Origin of the sequence: Arthrobacter woluwensis, from assembly GCF_030816155.1 — a bacterium.
GTDB classification, from domain to species: Bacteria; Actinomycetota; Actinomycetes; order Actinomycetales; family Micrococcaceae; genus Arthrobacter_E; species Arthrobacter_E woluwensis_A.
In genome coordinates this window covers 837,649-856,229 of record NZ_JAUSXR010000001.1, presented here as the reverse complement: position 1 = coordinate 856,229, position 18,581 = coordinate 837,649, and the positions used below count along the sequence as shown (strand labels likewise).

The window sequence follows — 18,581 nt, the reverse complement described above, 5'->3', positions numbered from 1 at the left end:
GCGCGCCGCGATGTGGGGGCGTTCTCGCTCATCTGTGGTGTGCCTTCAACTCCGTAGGGGCGGTCATGTCGTGGCCGTGGGAACGGCGGAGGGTCAGGCCCTCTGCTGCGGCGCGGCGATCTCGGTCAGCACACGCGAGATCACCTGCTCCTGGGTCGCCCCGGAGAACTCGGCCTCCGGGTCCATGACCAGACGGTGGGTCCACACCACGGGGGCCAGCTCCTTGACGTCGTCCGGGAGCACGAAGTTGCGGCCCTGCGCGGCGGCCCATACCTTGGCGGCCCGCACCATCGCCAGGGCACCGCGCACGGACACCCCCAGACGGGTCTGCGGGGCGTTGCGGGTCTCCTCGGTCAGTCGCGAGATGTAGCCGAGGACGGCGGGATCCACGTGGTTGGTGGAGGCCAGATCGGCCATGTCCGCGATCGCCTTGGTGGTGATGATCGGGGTGAGGGCCTGGGAACGGTCCTTGAGGCTCGCGCCGCTCAGCAGTTCCACGGTGGAGTTGTGATCCGGGTAGCCGATGCTCGTCTTGATCAGGAAGCGGTCCAGCTGGGCTTCGGGGAGCCGGTACGTGCCGGCCTGCTCGATCGGGTTCTGCGTGGCCAGCACCATGAACGGGCGCTTGGCCTCGTAGGTGACACCGTCCACGGTCACGCGGGACTCCTCCATGACCTCGAGGAGCGCGGACTGCGTCTTCGGGGAGGCCCGGTTGATCTCATCGGCCAGCACGATGTTGGCGAAGACCGGGCCCTCGTGGAAGTTGAACTGCTGTGTCTTCTGGTCGTAGATGTTCACACCGGTCACATCGGACGGCAGCAGGTCAGGGGTGAACTGGATGCGGTTGTGCGTCCCCTGGACACTCGCGGAGAGGGCTCGTGCCAGGGAGGTCTTGCCCGTCCCCGGGGCGTCCTCGAAGAGCACGTGGCCCTCCGCGAGCATGCTCATGACCGTCAGCCGGATGACGTGCTGCTTGCCCAGCACCGCCTGGCCGACGTTGGCCACGAGTTTCTCGAAGGTCCCTGCGAACCACGTGGCCTGCTCGGTGGTCATCGTCATGATGCTGTGTTCCTTTGTGTCGAGTGAATCTGTTGGGGAGTGTAGCGGGCCTGGACGCTTTCCGGATGGACGGTGCGCTCCGGGTGCACCGAGACTAGCAACGCACGTTTCCGGACACCACACGTACGGTGTCGGCACGGACCCAGCGGTCTGCGTAGCTGCCACCGGAAATGTGGTACCAGCCGGAGCCGCCGAAGGGGCTGCCACAGCGGTCCACGGGGACGTCATTGCCGGTGTGCAGCCACGGCCACGGGGCATCGGTGCCGCCACCGCTGGCACGGCCGTAGCAGGACTTGGGCGGTCCGGCGCTGTACCCGGTGCGTCCATTCTGGCCGCCGGTCGCCTCCGTGCAGCTGTTCACGGACGAGGCGGTGACGGAGACCTTGTTCTGCGGCGGCGGGGTGGGATCGGCGCCGGAGGTCGACGTGGCGCTTCCCCACTTTCCGCAGTCATTGTTGCCGTCCGTGCCGTTGCAGGCGAGGACGTCCAAGGTCCGCTGCTTGTCCCAGCCGCCGGTGTTCACCTTGTAACTGGTGTTCATACCCACGCTGGTCCAGGCGCCGCCGTTCACCCGCACTTCGAAGCGGTTGATGGCGCGGCCGTTATTGGCCGGGGTGCTCCACGTCCAGTGGACCCAGGAGTCACCCTTGGCTGAAGTGCCGCCGTTGACGTTGGGCTGCCCCGGAGGGCCATACGGCACGGCGTGCCCGACGTTCTGGGCGTCACCCGCGATGGCGCTCTTCGTGGAGTGCGCGATGATGTTCACCGTCACGTCCTTGCCCGCCGGCTGACCACGGATGACGCCGCCACCCGCAGGAATGGGCCCACTGCCGTAAGCGGTCCGCCACTCGTAGCTGATCTCGGACGAGGTCGAGCCGTTGCGGGCGGCAGGCGTCAGCGGGCTGAAGGTCACCTTGAGGTCATCCCCGTTGCCCGGAGCGGTCACCGAGCCGTTCGTGACCATTCCCGGCTTGCCGGCGGCGCGGACGGCATTGGACTGCGGGCTTGTGCTTCCCTTGCCGGCCTTGTTCGTGGCGCTGACCGTGAAGCTGTAGTCCGCCTCGGAGTTCTGCATGGTGACGTTCGCGCTCGTCTGGTTGCCGGGCACGCTGAGCGTCTTCACCACGGCGCCACCCTGATAGGTGGTGAGGGTGTAGGCGGTGATGGCGGCGCCGTTCGGATCCGGAGCGGTCCATTCGACGCTCAGCTGGCTCTGGGTGCCCACGGAGTCCGTAGAGCTCGCGCGGGGTGCCAGTGGCTGGGCGGGAACGCCCGCGGGCGTCTCAGCCGTGGAGTAGGCGCTGAACTCGCTGGGCTCAGGAGCCTGATTGGAGGCCCGCACCCGGAACTTGTAGGCGACGCCGTTCTTCAGGCCGGTCCAGACGGTGCTGGTGCCCTTCAGACCCGGCTTGCTGGACACCCCGTCCGGAGCGGGCGGGGAGATCTCGAGCTCGTAAGAACTGACCGGCGACCCCTTGGTCACGGCCGGCTGCCAGGCCACGGAGATCTGTTTGTCGCCGAACTTCGTGGTCGGCGGGTTCGGCTGCTCGGGACGGGTGTCCGGACGCACCTCCGCCGACGGCGCCGACGCCTGCGATTCGCCTACCGCGTTGGTGGCCGTCACGGTGAAGTGGTACTTCACATTGTTGGTCAGGCCGTTCAGGGTGCAACTGTTCGCCGGGCACTGCTGGGTGAAACCACCCTCGCCCTTGACCGTGTAGTGCTCGATGGGAGCACCCCGGTCCGCCGGCGGCCGCCACGTCAGCAGCGCGGTCCGGTCCCCGACATTGCTGGCGCTCGGGGTGCCGGGGACATCCGGCTTGTCCCGGACGGTCAGCCGGATGCGGGCCGTGGCCGTGCGGCTCGGGTCGTCCTTCTTGTCCCGGACCGTGTACGCCACCACCATGGTGCCGCTGAAGTTCTGTGCCGGGGTCACCTGCACTTGGTCACCCTGCACGAGCGCCGTGCCGTTGCCCGTCTCCACGACGGCGGTGCTGATCTTCAGCGGCGTCTCCGGGTACGGGTTGACGTCGTTCGCCAGCACCGGGACCGAGCGGGGCTTGCCCGCGTCCGCGTTCGCCACCGTGTCATCGTTCGCCACCGGAAGCGGGCGGACCGAGGCCTTGGCCACGAGGGTGAACGTCGCGACGGCGGTGCCGCCCCGCCCGTCGTCGGCCTTCAGCCGCAGGACGCCGCGCGTTCCCGGCTTGGTGTCGCCCTTGAGCGAGGTCTTCAGGGTCGCGCCGTCGACGCCGGCCTGGAAGCCGGTGGGTGCGTCGCCCTCCACGGAGAAGCGCAGCTGGTCCCGGCTGTCCGGGTCGCTGGCCAGCTTCGACAGGTCGACTGTCGCGCCGCCGTCCTCCGCGACCTCCACGGTGCTGCCGAGGAAGCGCGGTGGGTGATTGCGGTCGGGGTCGGCGAGGACCTTGGTGCGGATGGTCAGGGTGGCCTTCAGGCCCTTGGCGTCGTCCGGGCCGTCGCCGTCGGTGACCTCGAAGCTCAGTGAGCCGGGGCCTACGTAGTCCCGGTTCGCCGTGTAGCGCAGGGCGCCGCCGTTGTCGCGCACGGCGTCCTGGACGCCGGCGCCGATCATGGTGACGCGGTCCACCTGGGTGATCCGCGGGGTGCGGCCGTCACGGACCTTCACCCACTCCTTGAGCTGGTAGTCCAGGCTGCTGCCGGCCTTGACCTCGAGCACATCGTCCTTGGCGAGGACGGGGATCTGCTCCCCGACGCCGGGCACCCAGACGATGGCCGTGGCCTTGAGACCGTCCACGTCCTCGACGGTGTACGGCACGAGCTGCGCGTCCTTGGTCAGGTTGACCACGAGGCCGCCCTTGCCGTTCGGGCGCGCGTTGGGGTTCTCGCTGGAGATCTTGAGCTTCTCCCCCACGCCGTCGGGGTCCTCGTCGTTCTCGAGCACGGGCACATCGACGCTCGTCTTGCCCAGGGTCTGCGCCTGGGTGACGCGGTCATCCCGCGCGATGGGGGCCTTGAGGGGCACGTCCTTGCGCGCGATGATCCGCACGGAGGCGTCCGCCGTCGCGCCGCGGGAGTCAGCGATCGTGTACCGCAGGCTGGCGGTCCCCTCCTCCTGCGGAGCGGTGGCGAGGATGCGGTGGCTCGTGTCGCTCACGGAGGCCTTCAGCGCGGGGTTGGCGTCGAGCCGGTCCTTGAGGATGCCGATGGTGTCGCCGTCCGGGTCCGAGTCGTTGGCCAGGGCCGCGACGGCGACCTCGCGGCCGGGTCGGACCGTGACCGCGTCGTCCACAGCGGACGGGCTCTGGTTGACTTCGGGCAGCGGTGCCACGCCGACGGTCACGAGGGCCGTCGCGACGGCGCCCTGCCGGTCCTGGATCCGGTACTGGAACGTGTCCGTGCCGAAGGCGTCAGTGGCCGCCGTGTAGTCGATGTAGTTGCTGCCGAGCTGGACCGTGCCCTTCTTCGGGGCGCTCTCCACGCCCACCAGCTGCACCGAGTCGCCGTCGGGGTCCACCGCGTCCATGGGGATCGCGATGCGCACCGTGCCGCCCGCGATGACCCGGCTGGTCACGCTCTTGGCCTGGGGCCGGGAGTTCTCCCGGCCCTCGATGGGCAGGATGTGGATGGTCACCGGCGCCGCGCTCTTCTGGCCCTGCGGATCCACGGCGTTGTAGACGACGCGCACGGTCTTCGGGGCGGGGCCGGCCAGGAAGCGCACCGACTTCTCGGAGACCCAGGCCTTGCCGTCCGCGGCCTCGGGCATCTCGGTCAGCTTCTGATCGACGCTGAGCTCCTCGCCCTGCGGGTGCGTGTCATTGGCCAGGACGGGGATGGTCACCACATCGTTCACGCGGACGTTGACCTCGTCCGGCTTCGGCTCGGGCGCCTGAATGACGGCCGGCGCGGGCACGGGGATCACCGAGATGGTGCCGGTGGCCGATTTGCTGCCGTTGGAGATGGTGTACCGGATGGTGCTCGGGGCGTTGGCGCCCCGGACGTCGGTGATCCGCAGGATCTCGTGGTTGAGGATCGTCGCGGAGACGCCGGAATCGGGGTCGACCGTGATCGACTGCAGCACCAGGACTCCCCCGGCGGGGTCGTCGTCGTTGTCCAGCGGGGCCACGAGCGCCTGGCCACCCGTGGGCAGGAGCGCGACGTCGTGCACGGCGGAGGGCGCGCCCTCCTCGCGGCCGGACACCACGTCGACGCGGATCAGTCCCACATTGCTCTGAGGGCCGTTGCTGACGACGTAGCTGACGTAGTAAGTGCCGGACGACCTCGCCAGGAAGGTGAAGGTGCCCGCATCCGTGACAGGGCCCAGCTGAGCCTTGCCCTGGGCGTCGACGCTGGCCAGGCGGAGGTTGCCGCCGTTGGGATCGACGTCGTTCTTCAGCGGGGAGATGGTGGTCGGCTGACCGGCCACCGCGTTCACGTGGTCCGCGTTGACCTGGGGCACCAGCGCGCCGTTCGGCCTGACGTCCACCGTGACGCGGCCGGTCGTGCTCTCCCGGCCGTCCCACACGGTGATGGTGACGGTCTTGCGGCCCGGACCCGTGCCGGCGTCCTGGAACGTGAGCAGGCCGTCGCGGCGCACCTTCACCTGGTCCTGGGGGTTCTCGGCCTTGGCGTCCATGAGCACCAGCTCATCGCCGTCCGGGTCCATCCAGTCCAGTAGCACATTCTGACTGACCTGCTTGCCGTTCTCCACCACCAGCGTGGTTCTGCGGTCGGGTTTCTGCCGCGGCGCCGTGTTCTCCTTCGGACCCACCACCCGCAGCGTCACGTCGGCGGAGTTCGACCCGCTCCGGCCGTCGTCGGCGGTGTAGCGGAAGGTCTCGGTGCCGGGGGTGGCGGTCGCGGGCACCGCGATCTGGAAGGCCGTGCCACCGTAGATCGTCTCGACGGATCCCGTCTTCGGCCCGCTGCCGTCGACGGCGGCGGTGAGGACATCGCCGTCGGGGTCCGAGTCGTTCTCCAGCACCGGGAGGATGGTCGTCTGCCCGGGCCGCACGCCGAAGGTGTCCGGCTTGGCCTGGGGCGGCCTGTTCGGCTTGGTGCGGTCCGGGAGGACGTTCCGGGCCGTGGTGTCCGAGGAGTTGTCGTCCTGATTCGAGTTGTGGTTCTTGGGCGGGATGACCTCGTCCCAGTTGTCCACGAGCAGCATGTCCTGGTTGACCAGCCAGACGACGCCCGAGTTCACGTCATTGAGGACCACGTTGTCCCGGTTGACGCGGAACACGTACTGCGGGCTCTTGCTGGCCTGCGGGATGTCCTGCTTCTTGTCATCGGCGGGATTGCCGCATTTGCGCAGGTACTTGTTGATGCCCGCCCACGCCGCGTAGGTGCAGCCGTTCAGCTGGACCGGCGCCGCCGGATCGCCCGAGCCGTCCACCGCGGTCTTGGTGGCCTCGCCACCGGAGAGCGGCACCTTCCAGAGCGCGGTGCCGGTCGAGAGCATGACGGCGTCTCCCCCGGCGCTGGGCTGCTGCAGTTTCGCGTCGCGGGAGTCCGGGATGGTGATGCTGGAGCCGTCTTCACGGATCACGCGGCCGCTCGTGGCTTCGAACGCGACGACGGTGCTCCCCACCGTGGTGAGCTGAAGGTCGCCCGTGTCCTTGAGCGCGTTCACCGTCCGGGTCTGACGATCGACGCCGCCCCCTTCGGTGGCCTGCCGCAGCTCCGTCAGCTCACCCTTGGAACGGTTGAGACTGTGGACGGTCCCGTCCAGGCCGGTCACTGTGTTCTGCCCATTGGCGCCCTGAAGAGTCACGGGGGTGTTCTCCGGGTTGAAACCGGAGAGTTCGTCCGGGGTCGTCACCCAGACCTTGCCGCTGGATACCTCGGTCAGGGCGACCGTCTGGCCTCCCAGGGACACAGAGGTGGTGGGCGGCAGCTTGTAGTCGGGCCCGAGGCGGACGATTGAGGGGTCCACCGTGTTCAGGCTGCTCCCGGCGCCGTCCTGGACCAGGATGCGACCGGCGTTCTGCTGGATGTCGAATCTGTTGCTCGCAGGTGTGACAGCGCCGTCAAGCACGCGGGAGGCATAGTTCAGCCGGCCCACCGCATTGCGGGCGTTCGAGGTCACCCAGACGCCGCCGTCGTTGAGGTCCACATCCGCGGTCTTGAAGCCGGGGTACGCGATCGCGGCAGCAGCCAGAGAGAGCGACACCGCCGTCACGGAGGTCACCGCGATGACACGGCGCCCTTTCCTGCCGATCCTGGGGATTCTGCCGCCTGGGCTCACGATCCTGATCCTCCGCTTACTCTCTGCCGGTGCTGATGGGCGGCGACCCGTGACGCGCCCCCGCCGCCTGTGACACCGCTATGAGTGTTCCATGTGAACACGCCGACTCAAAAGTAACTTCGGGTGAATAACCGGCGCAAGCGTCAGCCATGGGGACTGCTCCCCATGGCTGACGCTTGGTCAGGGCAGAACGGCTAGCAGGGCGGGACGCCCTGGGGCCCGGGAGGTCCGAAGTTCGTGTCGCCCCACGGGACGTACCGGCCGACGTTCCGGGACGACCCCGGCTCGACCCGGTACCACGAGGTCACACCCTTGGATCCGGTTCCGCCGCCGTCGGCCTTGTAGCGGTATTCGAAGTCCACGTAGCACTTGGCGATGAAGGTCTCACCGGCCTTGAACCACGGGGAGTCGAAGCCGCCGGCGCCGTCACAGGTGTGAGTCGCATCAGACCAGTCGATGCCGTTCAGGACATAACTGCAGCTCCGGGTGTGAGTGGTGGTGTCGATCGCCATCGTCCACTGCGTCGGACGCTTACGCCCTGACGTGGCGTTCGCCGACCCGATCGACCCCGGCTGACCGATCGAGTTGACGGTCTGCACCTGGATGCTGACGGTCTTGCTGTACGCGCCCGTGTTGTAGCTGCGCCTCCCGCTGGCGGCGACCACTTCCCAGCCACCGCCGTTGATGTTGATCTTCGTCTGAGCCACGTCGTTCGTGCCGGAGGAGGGGGAGTTCCAGGTGAACACCACGGAGGTGTCGTTGTCTCCCCCGTCCTGGCCGTTCGCGCTCGGCGTGCCGGGGGCACCGTACGGCTTGGCAGAGGCGGCCTCGCTGGCGTCCGAGCTCTGGGCCACCGTCGAGTCCGCCCTGACGGTGACCGCGGCGGAGGCCCCATTCGGAATGCCGCCGATGGTCCCGCCGCCGGCGGGGATGGGCCCGCTGTCCCGGTAGGAGCCGGACGTCACGATGTACTGGTAGCTCACCTCGGAGACGGTCGAGCCGTTACGGCCCGCCTGGTCCAGCGGAGTGAAGCTGACCTGGAGCTGGTGCCCGTTGCCCCCGGTGTTCGCGGGCGTGGCCCGCACGTTCTGGGGCGCACCGAGCTTACCCGCGGCCCGGCGCGGAGCGCTGGGGGCCGAGACGGGGCTCTTGCCGGCCTTGTTCTCCGCCTGCACGGTGAAGGTGTAGTCGGCCTCCTGATTCGAGACCTGGAACTCCGTGCTGAGCGCGCTCCCGGACACCGTCTTGGTCAGATCAGCCTGGCCACCGCCGTGGCGGGTCACGAAGTAGTTCTTCACGGGGTCGCCGTGCGGATCCGGGGCGACCCAGTCCACGGCGACCTGGTTCGTGGTGCCCACGGCAGAGAGCACCCGCGTGGTGGGCGCCGCCGGCTGTGCCGGCGGCGCGGCCGGGTGATCGGACGCCGAGTACGAACTCCAGTCGGACGGGGTCGGAGCCTTGTTCACGGCCTGCACACGGACCCGGTATTCGGTGCCGTTGGTCAGCCCGGTCCAGGTGTACTTGAGGCCGGTGACGCCGGTCTTGGTGCCGACGCCGTTGGCGGGCGGCGGCGAGATCTCCAGGTTGTAGCTCTCCACCGGCGACCCCTCGGTCTTGGCAGGGGCCCAGGAGATCGCCATGTCCTGGTTGCCGGCCTTGACCGTCGGCGCGTCCGGCTGATTCGGCTTCACATCCGGGCGCACCTCGTTGGACTCGGCCGACGGCTTCGAATCACCCACCTCATTCGTGGCGATCACGGTGAAGCGGTACGGCACGTTGTTGGTGAGACCCGTCAGCGTGCACGTGGTGGTGGTGCAGTCCTGGGTGAAGCCGCTGCTGGAGCGCACCGTGTACTTCGTGATGGGCGCGCCGTTGTCCGACGGCGGCGACCAGTGAAGCACGGCCGTCTTGTTCCGCACATCGGTGGCGGTCGGCGCGGACGGCGCGTCCGGCGCGGCACGCACGGTGATCTTCACGCGGCCCGTCGCGCGGCGCGACGGATCCTGGGTCTTGTCCTCCAGGGAGTACCGCACCACGAGCACGCCCCGGTAGTCGGCCGACGGGGTCACCGTGAGCGACTCCCCGTTGATGACGGGCGCGCCGCTCGCGCTGCCGGTCTCCACCTCGGCGTCGACCACCTTCAGAGGGCTTCCGGGGAACGGGTTGACGTCATTCTCGGTGACCTTGACCGTGACCGGTTTCCCGGCGTCGGCCTTGTCCACCACATCGTCATTGGCCACGGGAAGCGGGCGCGTGGAAGCGACGGCCTGCAGCGAGATCTCGGCGCGGACCGGATCGGACCGACCATCGGTCACCGTGACACCCACCACCTGGCGGGCGCCGGCCGCGGTTCCGGCCTTTCCGGTCACCTTGAGCTGGGATCCTTCGAGGGCGATGCCGAAGCGCTCGCCCGAGGGCGTGCCCTCCAGGGCGAAGCGCAGCTTCTCCTGGTCCCCCTGGTCGACGTCCTTCGCCAGGCGTCCGAGATCCAAGGTGACGGTCTCCCCGTCCGGCACATCCAGGGGGCTTCCCAGGAAGGTCGGCGGATGATTGGCGTTGGGATCCGGTTTGACCTTCGTGAGGATCGTCAGCGTGGACTTGAGGCCGTCGGCGTCATCCGGGCCGTTACCGTCGGTCACCTCGAACGTCACCGAACCGGGACCGACGAAGTCCTTCAGCGCCGCGTAATGGAGGGTGGCGCCGTCGGACCCCACGACCTTGTCCGCCGAGGCGCCCAGGACCCTGACCTTCTCCGCCACGGTGATGCGAGGCGTCCGGCCGGACCGCACCGCCACGTAGTCGGACAGCTTGAGGTCGACGCTCTGACCTGCTGTCACCTCGACCACTTGGCCGTTCTTCAGCGCCGGCGGCATCTTGCCCTGGCCCGGCACGTGCATGATCGCGGTGGCCGTGAGCCCGTCCAGGTCCGTGACGGTATACGGGATGAGCTGCGCGTTCTCCGCCAGCTTCACGCGGACCTTGCCGTCCGGCGCCAGGGAGGCGTTCGGGTTGCCGTCCGGGAACGTGATCTTCAGGTCCTCGGTCACCCCATCGGGGTCCGAGTCGTTCTTCAGCACGGGGATGTCCACCGCCGTCTTGCCGAGGGTTTCGGCGAGGGTCACGTGATCGTCGTTGGCGATGGGCGCCTTGGGCACCGCCCGCGGATTGACCTTGAGCACGACGACGGCGCTCGCCTGGGCGCCCTTGTCATCGACGATCGAGTAGCGGATGTTGTGGGTGCCTTCCGTGCCCGGCGCGGTCAGCAGGACCCGGCCGTTCTCGGTGGCGGAGGCGTTGAGGCCGGACTCGCTCTCGAAGCGGTCCTTGACGAGCGCGATCGGATCCCCGTCGGGATCGGAGTCGTTCGCCAGGGCGTCCACCGCGATCCGGCGGCCCGGCTTGACCTCGGCGAAGTCATCCACGGCCAGCGGTTTCTGGTTGACCGTGGCCGCCGGCGCGACGCCCACGATCACGGTGCCGGTGTTCTCCGCTCCGATACGGTCCCGCACCCGGTACGTGAACGTGTCCGTCCCCGCGGAGGCGGCACCGGCGATGTACTCGATGACGCCCTCCCCCACGACGGCGGTGCCCAGGGCGGGGGCCTTGTCCACGCCCACCAGTTCCACCGAGTCGCCGTCCGGGTCGATGCCGTCCAGAGGGATGGCGATCTTGATCTTCATGCCCGCCAGAACCCGTGCCGTGACGTTCTTGGGCTCCGGACGTGCGTTGCGTTCGTCGTCGCGGGCCTTGATGCGGATGGTGAGCTGGGCCGAGTCGGCCTGGCCGGACTCGTTCAGCACCTTGTAGGTCGCGTAGACGGTCTTGGGCGTCGGACCCGCGAGGAACCGGATGGTGTTCCCGGAGGTGAAGATCCGCCCGTCGGCGGTGTCCGGCACTTCGGCCAGCTTCGGGTCGAGCGTGAGCTTGCCGCCGTTAGGGTCCACGTCGTTGGCCAGGACCGGGATCGTGACCACGTCACCCACGCGGACGTTGGCCTCATCGTCTTTGGCCTGCGGAGCCGGCAGCTTGGACGGCGAAGGGATCACGACCACGGCGATCTCCCCGGTGGCCGAGGCCTTCCCGTTGGAGATGGAGTATTTGAGCGTCACGGTGCCCTGGGCGTGCAGATCCGTCACCCGGACCACGCTGTGGTCCAGGACCGAGACGCTGACGGGCGCCCCGTTCGGCAGCGTCACGGACTGCACCACCAGCACGCCGCCGGCGGGGTCGAAGTCATTGCCGAGGACGTCCACCAGGGTGCTGCCACCGCTGGGCAGCTGGGCGACGTCACGGACCGCGATGGGCGGGCCGTCCGCGTTCGACGGCACCACGTCCACGCGCACGAGCTGCTGGGCGGCGGCCGGGCCGTTCGTCACGGTGTAGGTGACGTAGTGGGTGCCGACCAGAGTGGAGCTGAACTGGAACGTCTGCTGGTCGGCGCCGATCACGGCCGTCGACAGAGCGTCCGGCGCCACGCGGGCGAGCCGGAGGGAACCCCCGAGCGGGTCGACGTCGTTCTTCAGCGGCGCCACGGTGATCTTCTGTCCCGCGGGCACGATGACCGAGTCCGCGTTGGCGAGCGGCGCGAGGGCGCTCGGCGGGCGGACGTCGGCCGTCACGCGGATCTCCGCGGTGTCCCGGCCGTCGGAGATCCGCAGCGTCAGGGTGCGCTTGCCGGGGACGGAGCCCGCGTCCTGCAGGGTCAGCTGACCATCCGGGCGGGTGCGCACGACGTCGCCGGCGTTGCTGCTGGTGGCGCCGGTGAGGAACATGTCGTCCCCGTCCGGGTCCATGAAGTCCGGCAGGACGTTCTGCACGAGCTGCTTGCCCTGCTGGAGTATCAGGGTGGGGATGCGTCCCGGTTTGAGCTGAGGTTTGCGGTTGACCTCCGGCGGGATGACGTCCAGGGTCACCTGGGCCGCCGCCTGGCCGTTCCGGCCGTCGTCCGCCATGTATTTGAACTCGGCGCTGCCGTGTTTGTCCGCCGGCACGGAGACCTGGAACCCGGTGCCGCCGTAAATGCTCTCGACCCGGCCGATCGAGGGCTGGTTCTCCGCCCGCACCCTGAGCACATCGCCGTCGGCGTCGGAGTCGTTGTCCAGAACGCTCAGGATGGTGGTCCGGCCGGCGCGCACGCCGTAACTGTCCGGTTTCGCGACCGGCGGGGTGTTGGGTTTGCTCCGGTCCGGCAGTGTGGTCTGCTGCACCTCGTCCGCGGAGTCCTTGTCCGCGTCCTGCGAGGTGTTCTTGGGCGGGATCACGTCGTCCCAGTTGTTGACCAGGAGCATGTTCTGGTTCACCAGCCAGACGTTGCCGGCGTTGATGTCGTTGAGGACCACCAGATCGCGGTTGACGCGGAACACGAACGACGGCGACGCGCTCGCCTGCGGGACGTCGCGCTGCTGGTCATCGGCCGGGTTGGCGCACTTGCGCACATAGCGGTTGCTGCCGCTCCACGCACTGTAAATACAGCCGCCTTGCTGTACCGGCGCCGCGGCCACGCCGGTTCCGCCGGCGTCCACCACCGTGGCCTTGCCGCCGTCGAGCGGCTGGACGATCAGCGCCGTCGGGGTGGCCACCGCCACCTGGTCGGCGTCCGGACCGCTCTGCTGCAGTCGCGCGTTCCGGGCGTCCTGGACGGTCACGCTGCGGCCGTCCGGGAGGAAGAGCTTGCCCTTGGCGGGATCGAGGACCACGGTCTTCTGCCCGAGCACCGCCAGCTGGATGTCGCCCGCTCCCTTGAGATCGGACCAGTCCCTGCTGGAGCGATCGGTCACCGTGCCGGACCCGTCGAGGGAGAACTGTGTGACGGCGCCCTTCTCGGGGTCCACCACGGAGACGTGGCCGTCCGAGCTCACCGCGGCGCGGATTCCGGCGCTGCCCACCACCGAAGGCTCCGCCGAATCCGGCGAGTACCCGCTCAGGGCATCCGCCTTCATGGCCCAGACCTTGCCCTTGGACGGGTCCGCGACCGCGATGACGTCCCCGCCGATCGAGGAGGTGGAGGAGGCCGCGAGCTTCTGATCCCCGGTCAGGCGCACCGTGGCGGGGTTGACCTGGCCCAGTGCCGATCCTTGGCCGTCCTGCACCAGGACGTTCTGGCGCGACTGGAGGATGTCGAAGGAGTTGCTGGCCGGGGTGACGGCGCCATCCAGCACACGGGAGGCGTAGTTCAGCCGGCCCACCGCATTGCGGGCGTTCGAGGTCACCCAGACGCCGCCGTCGTTGAGGTCCACATCCGCGGTCTTGAAGCCGGGGTACGCGATCGCCGCAGCGGCAAGGGAGAGCGAGACGACGGTCACCGAGGTGACCCCCAGCACGCGACGGCCGGTCCGGCCGAGCCTGAAGCGCCGGCGCTTCCCGCTGGGGATTCTGGCGCCGGGGCTGATTCCGTCGGGGCTCGTTCCGTCAGGGCTCACGTCAATCCTTCGAAGTCATGCAGGAGAATGCGGCGGGAGGGCCACCCCCACCCGGACGTTCCTGTCCCCTGAGTTTTTCACGCCGGTGATCCAACTCAAAAGTAACATCGAATGAATAATTGCGGGAGGCTCAGTCCACCACGAGCCCGAGACCGGCTCCACGTTCCAGCAGGACCGGAGAGATCTCGCCGAATCCGCGCACGTTCTCCGGCTCCTGCGGGGTCAGGATGTACCGCTCATCCCCCGCCAGCACACTCGCCGTCAGGGAGTCGATCAGCACCGTCCCCGGTTCGGCGAGCGCGGTGAGGCGCGCGGCCAGATTGACGGTGGGTCCGTAGATGTCACCCATGCGGGACAGGATGCGTCCCCAGACCAGGGCCACCCTGGTTTTCGGCAGGATCTCATCGTCTTCGAAGGCCTGGGAGAGCGCCAGGGAGATCTCGGCGCCCGCGGTCGGTGTCTCCGCGACGTACAGCACTTCATCGCCGATCGTCTTCACCAGACGGCCACCGCCCACGGAGATGATCTCGGCGCACTTGTTCTCGAACCGCTGGACCAGCTGCGCGAGCGTGCGCTCGTTCATCCGGCGGGACAGGCTCGTGTAGGAGACCAGATCGGCGAATCCCACGGCGCGTGCCAGCGGCAGCGGAGCGTCGTCCTCGTCGCCTTCGCGCCCCTCCTCGCTCGCCTCGAGGCCGGACGCGGCGCGGACGGAGAGCCGCTGGACCGCGGCGTTGAGCTGACGGCGCCAGGAGTACCGGAGCACCTGCTCGAGCGGGTCGATCAGGGCGGGTAGCACCTCCACGATGTTCTGCCGCGCCTCGGCGTCCGGAATGCCCTGATTGGCCATGAGGTCCTCGACCAGGGCCTCGACCTGCCAGACCACCATGCGGTCCGTCATCTGGCCGATGGAGCGGGCGATCGAGATCGCGGTCTCCTCGGTGAGGAGCCCTTCCCGCACCAGGCCGACGATCGTCTCCAGCGCCTGCTGGTCCGATTCGGTGAAGGCGACGTCCTGGTCCCCCCAGTTCGGGAAACCGAGAGCACGCCAGATCTTGCGCGCCGAGTGCAGCGAGACGCCCACGCCGGAGGCCACTTCGCGACGGCGGAGGGTCCGGTCACCGCCGAGCAGCCGGCGCTGCAGTTCGCGGACCGAGCCGACCTGGGGAAGGGAGGTGGTGGGCACGGGCACCACGGGGGTGTGTGCGTCGGAGTCCGTCTCGTGCGGGTCGACGGCGGGGGCGGCCTGTCCGGAGGTCTCCTCGCTCACTCTTCACCTTCTCTCAGTTCCCAGGGCAATGCGGGGTCGTGGAAATCGTCGATCGTGTCGTCCGGATAGATGACCCCGTCCGGGAGGTCATCCAGCGCGTCCTGGATGAAGGACCGGAAGGTCTCCACCTCCGGGACGTCACTCAGCACCCCGAATCCGCCATGCCGCAGTTCCAAGGTTATAGTCCCCGAACGCAGAGGCCGCTGGAGAAGTTCCTGGCGCGTCTGGACGCCTTGGACGCTCGCCAGCAGGTACTGCCGGGTGACCTTGGCGAGCACGCCGTTGACGATCATGATCCGCTGGCTCGTGAGCACGTACCGGGTGCTGTTCCAGGCGATCACCCGCGGCAGGGTGAAGAGCAGCAGCACGGCCACGCCGAGGATCACGCACGCCAGCGTCAGGTACGGCACCGATCCCTGTGGCAGCCACGGCAGGAGACGGTTCAGATTGCCCCGGCCCACCCAGGCCGCGGCGAAGGACGCCGCCGCGAGAGCCAAGATCCCCGCGCTGACGGGCCAGATCAGACTGCGGGCCTGGGGCCGGGTGGTGCAGATGAGCTGTTCCCCCGGAAGCAGGGCCTTACGCATAGCCGCCGGCGCCGTCGGGTCCGTGCAGGCGCAGGTGCACGACGTCCCCCGCCGTGACCGTGTGCTCCAGGCCGTCCTCGGTGAGCAGCACCAGGGAGCCGTGGTGATCGAGGCGTTCCGCACGCCCGATGACCTCGCGGTCTCCCGGGAGGTACGCCTTCACAGTCCGGCCGAGGCGTCACGGTGGACTGGGTCAGGCGGTGGTGCAGCGAGGCTCCGCCGGCCAGACCGGCGTCGGGGTCGCCGTCGGAGTTGCAGTAGTGGCGGTAGAGCTGGACGAAGCGGCGCAGATAAGCCGCCACCAGGGCGGTCCTGTCGAGGGGCCGCGCCCCGGCCAGCAGAAGGGAGGTGGCGGTGGGCACCGGCAGCTCCTCCGCCGTCAGGCTGACGTTCACCCCGGTCCCGAGCACGACGACGGGCGGCTGGCCGTCCGCCGGGAAGTGCAGCTGAGCGAGGATGCCGGCGAGCTTGCGCTCACCGAGGAGGAGATCGTTGGGCCACTTCACCCCCGCATGGACGCCGCAGATGTCCTCGAGCGCCAGGCACCAGGCCTCGGCGGCGAGCAGGGAGAACCAGGAGTACGAGTCGGTCGGCAGAGGCCGGCCCTGCGCATTGACCGGCCGGAGGACGATCGAGAGGGCCAGCGCCGCCCGAGGCGGGGCTTCCCAATGACGGTCGAGGCGGCCCCGTCCGGTGCTCTGGTGATCGGCGATCAGGACGCTGAGGTCCGGGAACTCGGTGCGGCCCCGGCCGTCCTCGGATCCCAGGGCGGCGAGCAGGTCGGCGTTGGTGGATCCGGTGGTGTCCACATGATCCAGCCGGGCGAGCCCGAGTGCCTGGACCAGGCCGTGGCGGAGCATGCCCGCGTCGAACGGCTCACGGCCCTCCACCTGCTGCGAATCCTCTGCGTCCATGCTCTCCAGCCTAGTACGCGAGGGGTCCCCCGCCGAGCGAAGCGAGAGCCGGGGAGCGGACTGGGCGCTAGTATGTGGAGCGGTCTCGGCGACGCTCTCGCAGCAGTCCATGCCTGGACACGGGACTTTGTAGGGTTCCTACAGCGATCAGCGCCGGACCCCTGGCTAGACTGGCTGTCAGGCTTGTCGAATGTGCACAAGCAACACGTACGCCAGCGGCACAGGACTGTGCCGGACCGGAAGTGAGGACCATGAGCCACGACCTTGCCACCACCGCGGGGAAGATCGCCGACTTCCGGGACCGTCAGGCTCAGGCCCTGGTCCCGTCCGGCCAGGAGGCCGTCGAGAAGCAGCACGCACGCGGCAAGAACACCGCCCGTGAGCGCATCGACCTGCTCGTGGACGAAGGGTCCTTCGTCGAGTTCGACGCCCTCGCCACGCACCGCTCCACCGCGTTCGGCATGGAGAAGAAGAAGCCTCTCGGCGACGGCGTGGTGTCCGGTTACGCCACCGTCGACGGCCGCCTCGTGGCCCTCTACAGCCAGGACTTCAGCGTCTACGGCGGCTCCCTGAGCCAGGTGAATGGCGAGAAGATCGTCAAGGTGCAGGAGTTCGCCCTGCGCAACGGCTGCCCCGTGATCGGGATCAACGACGGCGGTGGCGCCCGCATCCAGGAAGGCGTGGCCTCCCTGGCGATGTTCGCGGACATCTTCCGCAACAACGTGCACGCGTCCGGCGTCGTGCCCCAGATCTCGCTCATCATGGGCCCGTGCGCCGGTGGCGCCGCCTACTCCCCCGCCCTGACCGACTACGTGGTCATGGTGGACAAGACCAGCCACATGTTCATCACCGGGCCGGACGTCATCAAGACGGTCACGGGTGAGGACGTGGACATGGAGACCCTGGGCGGCGCGCGTCAGCACAACGCCACCACCGGCACCTCCACCTATCTGGCGAGTGACGAGGCGGATGCGATCGAGTTCGTCCGCGAGCTGCTCGACTTCCTGCCGAGCAACAACCTCGCCGAGGCCCCCATCCTGGAGCACGGCCAGGAGCTCGAGGTGGACGAGGACGACCTCGCCCTGGACACCCTCATCCCGGACTCCGCGAACCACCCCTACGACATGCGCCGCGTGATCGAGAACGTGGTGGATGACGGCAACTTCCTCGAGATGCAGGCGCTCTACGCCCCGAACGTCATGATCGGATACGCCCGGATCGAGGGCCACACGGTCGGCATCGTGGCCAACCAGCCCATGCAGTTCGCCGGCACCCTGGACATCGCCGCCTCCGAGAAGGCCGCCCGCTTCGTGCGGCACTGCGACGCGTTCAACATCCCGATCGTGACCCTGGTGGACGTGCCCGGCTTCCTGCCCGGCAAGGACCAGGAGTTCCAGGGCATCATCCGCCGCGGCGCGAAGCTGCTGTACGCCTACGCCGAGGCCACCGTGCCGAAGCTCACCGTCATCACCCGCAAGGCCTACGGCGGCGCGTACATCGTGATGGGCTCCAAGAAGCTCGGCGCGGACCTCAACCTCGCCTGGCCCACCGCTCAGATCGGCGTCATGGGCGCCCAGGGCGCGGTCAACATCCTCTACCGCCGCGATCTCGCGGCGGTAGAGGCCGAGGGCGGCGACGTCGAGGCCCGCCGCGCGGAACTGATCCGGCAGTACGAGGACGAGCTCCTCAACCCGTACCAGGCGGCCGAGCTCGGCTACATCGACGCGGTCATCGCCCCGAGCGAGACCCGCACCCAGCTCATCCGTGGTCTCCGGGCCCTGCGGGACAAGCGTGCCGGCCTGCCCGCCAAGAAGCACGGCAACATCCCGCTCTAAGGACGATCATGGCCACCACCACCGCAGACGCGCCCCAGGGTGACGCGGAGAACGCCCAGCCGTTCCTCACCGTCACCCGGGGCAACCCCACGCCCGAAGAGCTCGCCGCGCTGACCGCCGTCGTGAGCGCTCTCGCTGCGGGTCAGCAGCAGGAGACCGCGAGCCCTACGCGGCACTCCGAGCGCTTCTGGCACCGCCGCGCCCAGTTCAACGTGCCGCTCAAGGCCGGACCGGGCTCCTGGCGGAGGTCCCGGGGCTGAGTCTCACAGGC

At 68.9% G+C, this 18,581-nt stretch carries 8 protein-coding genes and 1 pseudogene; 2 read left to right on the top strand and 7 right to left on the bottom strand.

Features of this window, described 5'->3' with window-relative positions; translation table 11 throughout:
* Positions 1 to 93 precede the first annotated feature (93 nt).
* From QFZ52_RS03800 to QFZ52_RS03770, 7 genes and pseudogenes are all read right to left on the bottom strand, one after another.
* Positions 94 to 1,059 carry an AAA family ATPase gene (locus QFZ52_RS03800; protein WP_307496309.1) on the bottom strand — a complete coding sequence of 322 codons (966 nt, stop codon included), beginning with the start codon at positions 1,057 to 1,059 and terminating at the stop codon, positions 94 to 96.
* Positions 1,060 to 1,153: 94 nt separating this feature from the next.
* Positions 1,154 to 7,285: an Ig-like domain-containing protein gene (locus QFZ52_RS03795; RefSeq protein ID WP_307496308.1), complete on the bottom strand. Its 6,132-nt coding sequence runs from the start codon at positions 7,283 to 7,285 to the stop codon at positions 1,154 to 1,156.
* 194 nt (positions 7,286 to 7,479) lie between these two features.
* Entirely contained in the window at positions 7,480 to 13,704 is a 6,225-nt protein-coding gene (locus QFZ52_RS03790) for an Ig-like domain-containing protein (protein WP_307496307.1), read from the bottom strand.
* 130 nt (positions 13,705 to 13,834) lie between these two features.
* Complete coding sequence (locus tag QFZ52_RS03785; RefSeq protein WP_307498644.1) at positions 13,835 to 14,899, bottom strand: adenylate/guanylate cyclase domain-containing protein; 1,065 nt, start codon at positions 14,897 to 14,899, stop codon at positions 13,835 to 13,837.
* Positions 14,900 to 14,970: 71 nt separating this feature from the next.
* Positions 14,971 to 15,561, bottom strand: coding sequence for a PH domain-containing protein (locus QFZ52_RS03780; protein ID WP_307496306.1), 591 nt, complete (start codon positions 15,559 to 15,561; stop codon positions 14,971 to 14,973).
* Positions 15,554 to 15,724 (bottom strand): hypothetical protein, encoded by a 171-nt coding sequence (locus QFZ52_RS03775; RefSeq protein WP_307498643.1) that lies wholly within the window; start codon positions 15,722 to 15,724, stop codon positions 15,554 to 15,556. The genes QFZ52_RS03780 and QFZ52_RS03775 overlap by 8 nt, the downstream gene beginning before the upstream one ends.
* A 145-nt stretch (positions 15,725 to 15,869) precedes the next feature.
* Positions 15,870 to 16,421: pseudogene (locus tag QFZ52_RS03770) on the bottom strand (biotin--[acetyl-CoA-carboxylase] ligase); the annotation flags it as partial.
* 305 nt (positions 16,422 to 16,726) lie between these two features.
* On the opposite strand from QFZ52_RS03770, the gene QFZ52_RS03765 reads away from it, so the two are divergent.
* Positions 16,727 to 18,310: an acyl-CoA carboxylase subunit beta gene (locus QFZ52_RS03765; protein ID WP_307496305.1), complete on the top strand. Its 1,584-nt coding sequence runs from the start codon at positions 16,727 to 16,729 to the stop codon at positions 18,308 to 18,310.
* Positions 18,311 to 18,318: 8 nt separating this feature from the next.
* Positions 18,319 to 18,570, top strand: a complete 252-nt coding sequence (locus QFZ52_RS03760; RefSeq protein ID WP_307496304.1) for an acyl-CoA carboxylase subunit epsilon — start codon at positions 18,319 to 18,321, stop codon at positions 18,568 to 18,570.
* Positions 18,571 to 18,581: the final 11 nt, after the last annotated feature.

Excerpts from the sequence above, each read along its gene's own strand:
- QFZ52_RS03765 (WP_307496305.1), top strand. The coding sequence starts at position 16,727 with ATGAGCCACGACCTTGCCACCACCGCGGGGAAGATCGCCGACTTCCGG.
- QFZ52_RS03760 (WP_307496304.1), top strand. The coding sequence starts at position 18,319 with ATGGCCACCACCACCGCAGACGCGCCCCAGGGTGACGCGGAGAACGCC.
- QFZ52_RS03780 (WP_307496306.1), bottom strand. The coding sequence starts at position 15,561 with ATGCGTAAGGCCCTGCTTCCGGGGGAACAGCTCATCTGCACCACCCGG.
- QFZ52_RS03800 (WP_307496309.1), bottom strand. The coding sequence starts at position 1,059 with ATGACGATGACCACCGAGCAGGCCACGTGGTTCGCAGGGACCTTCGAG.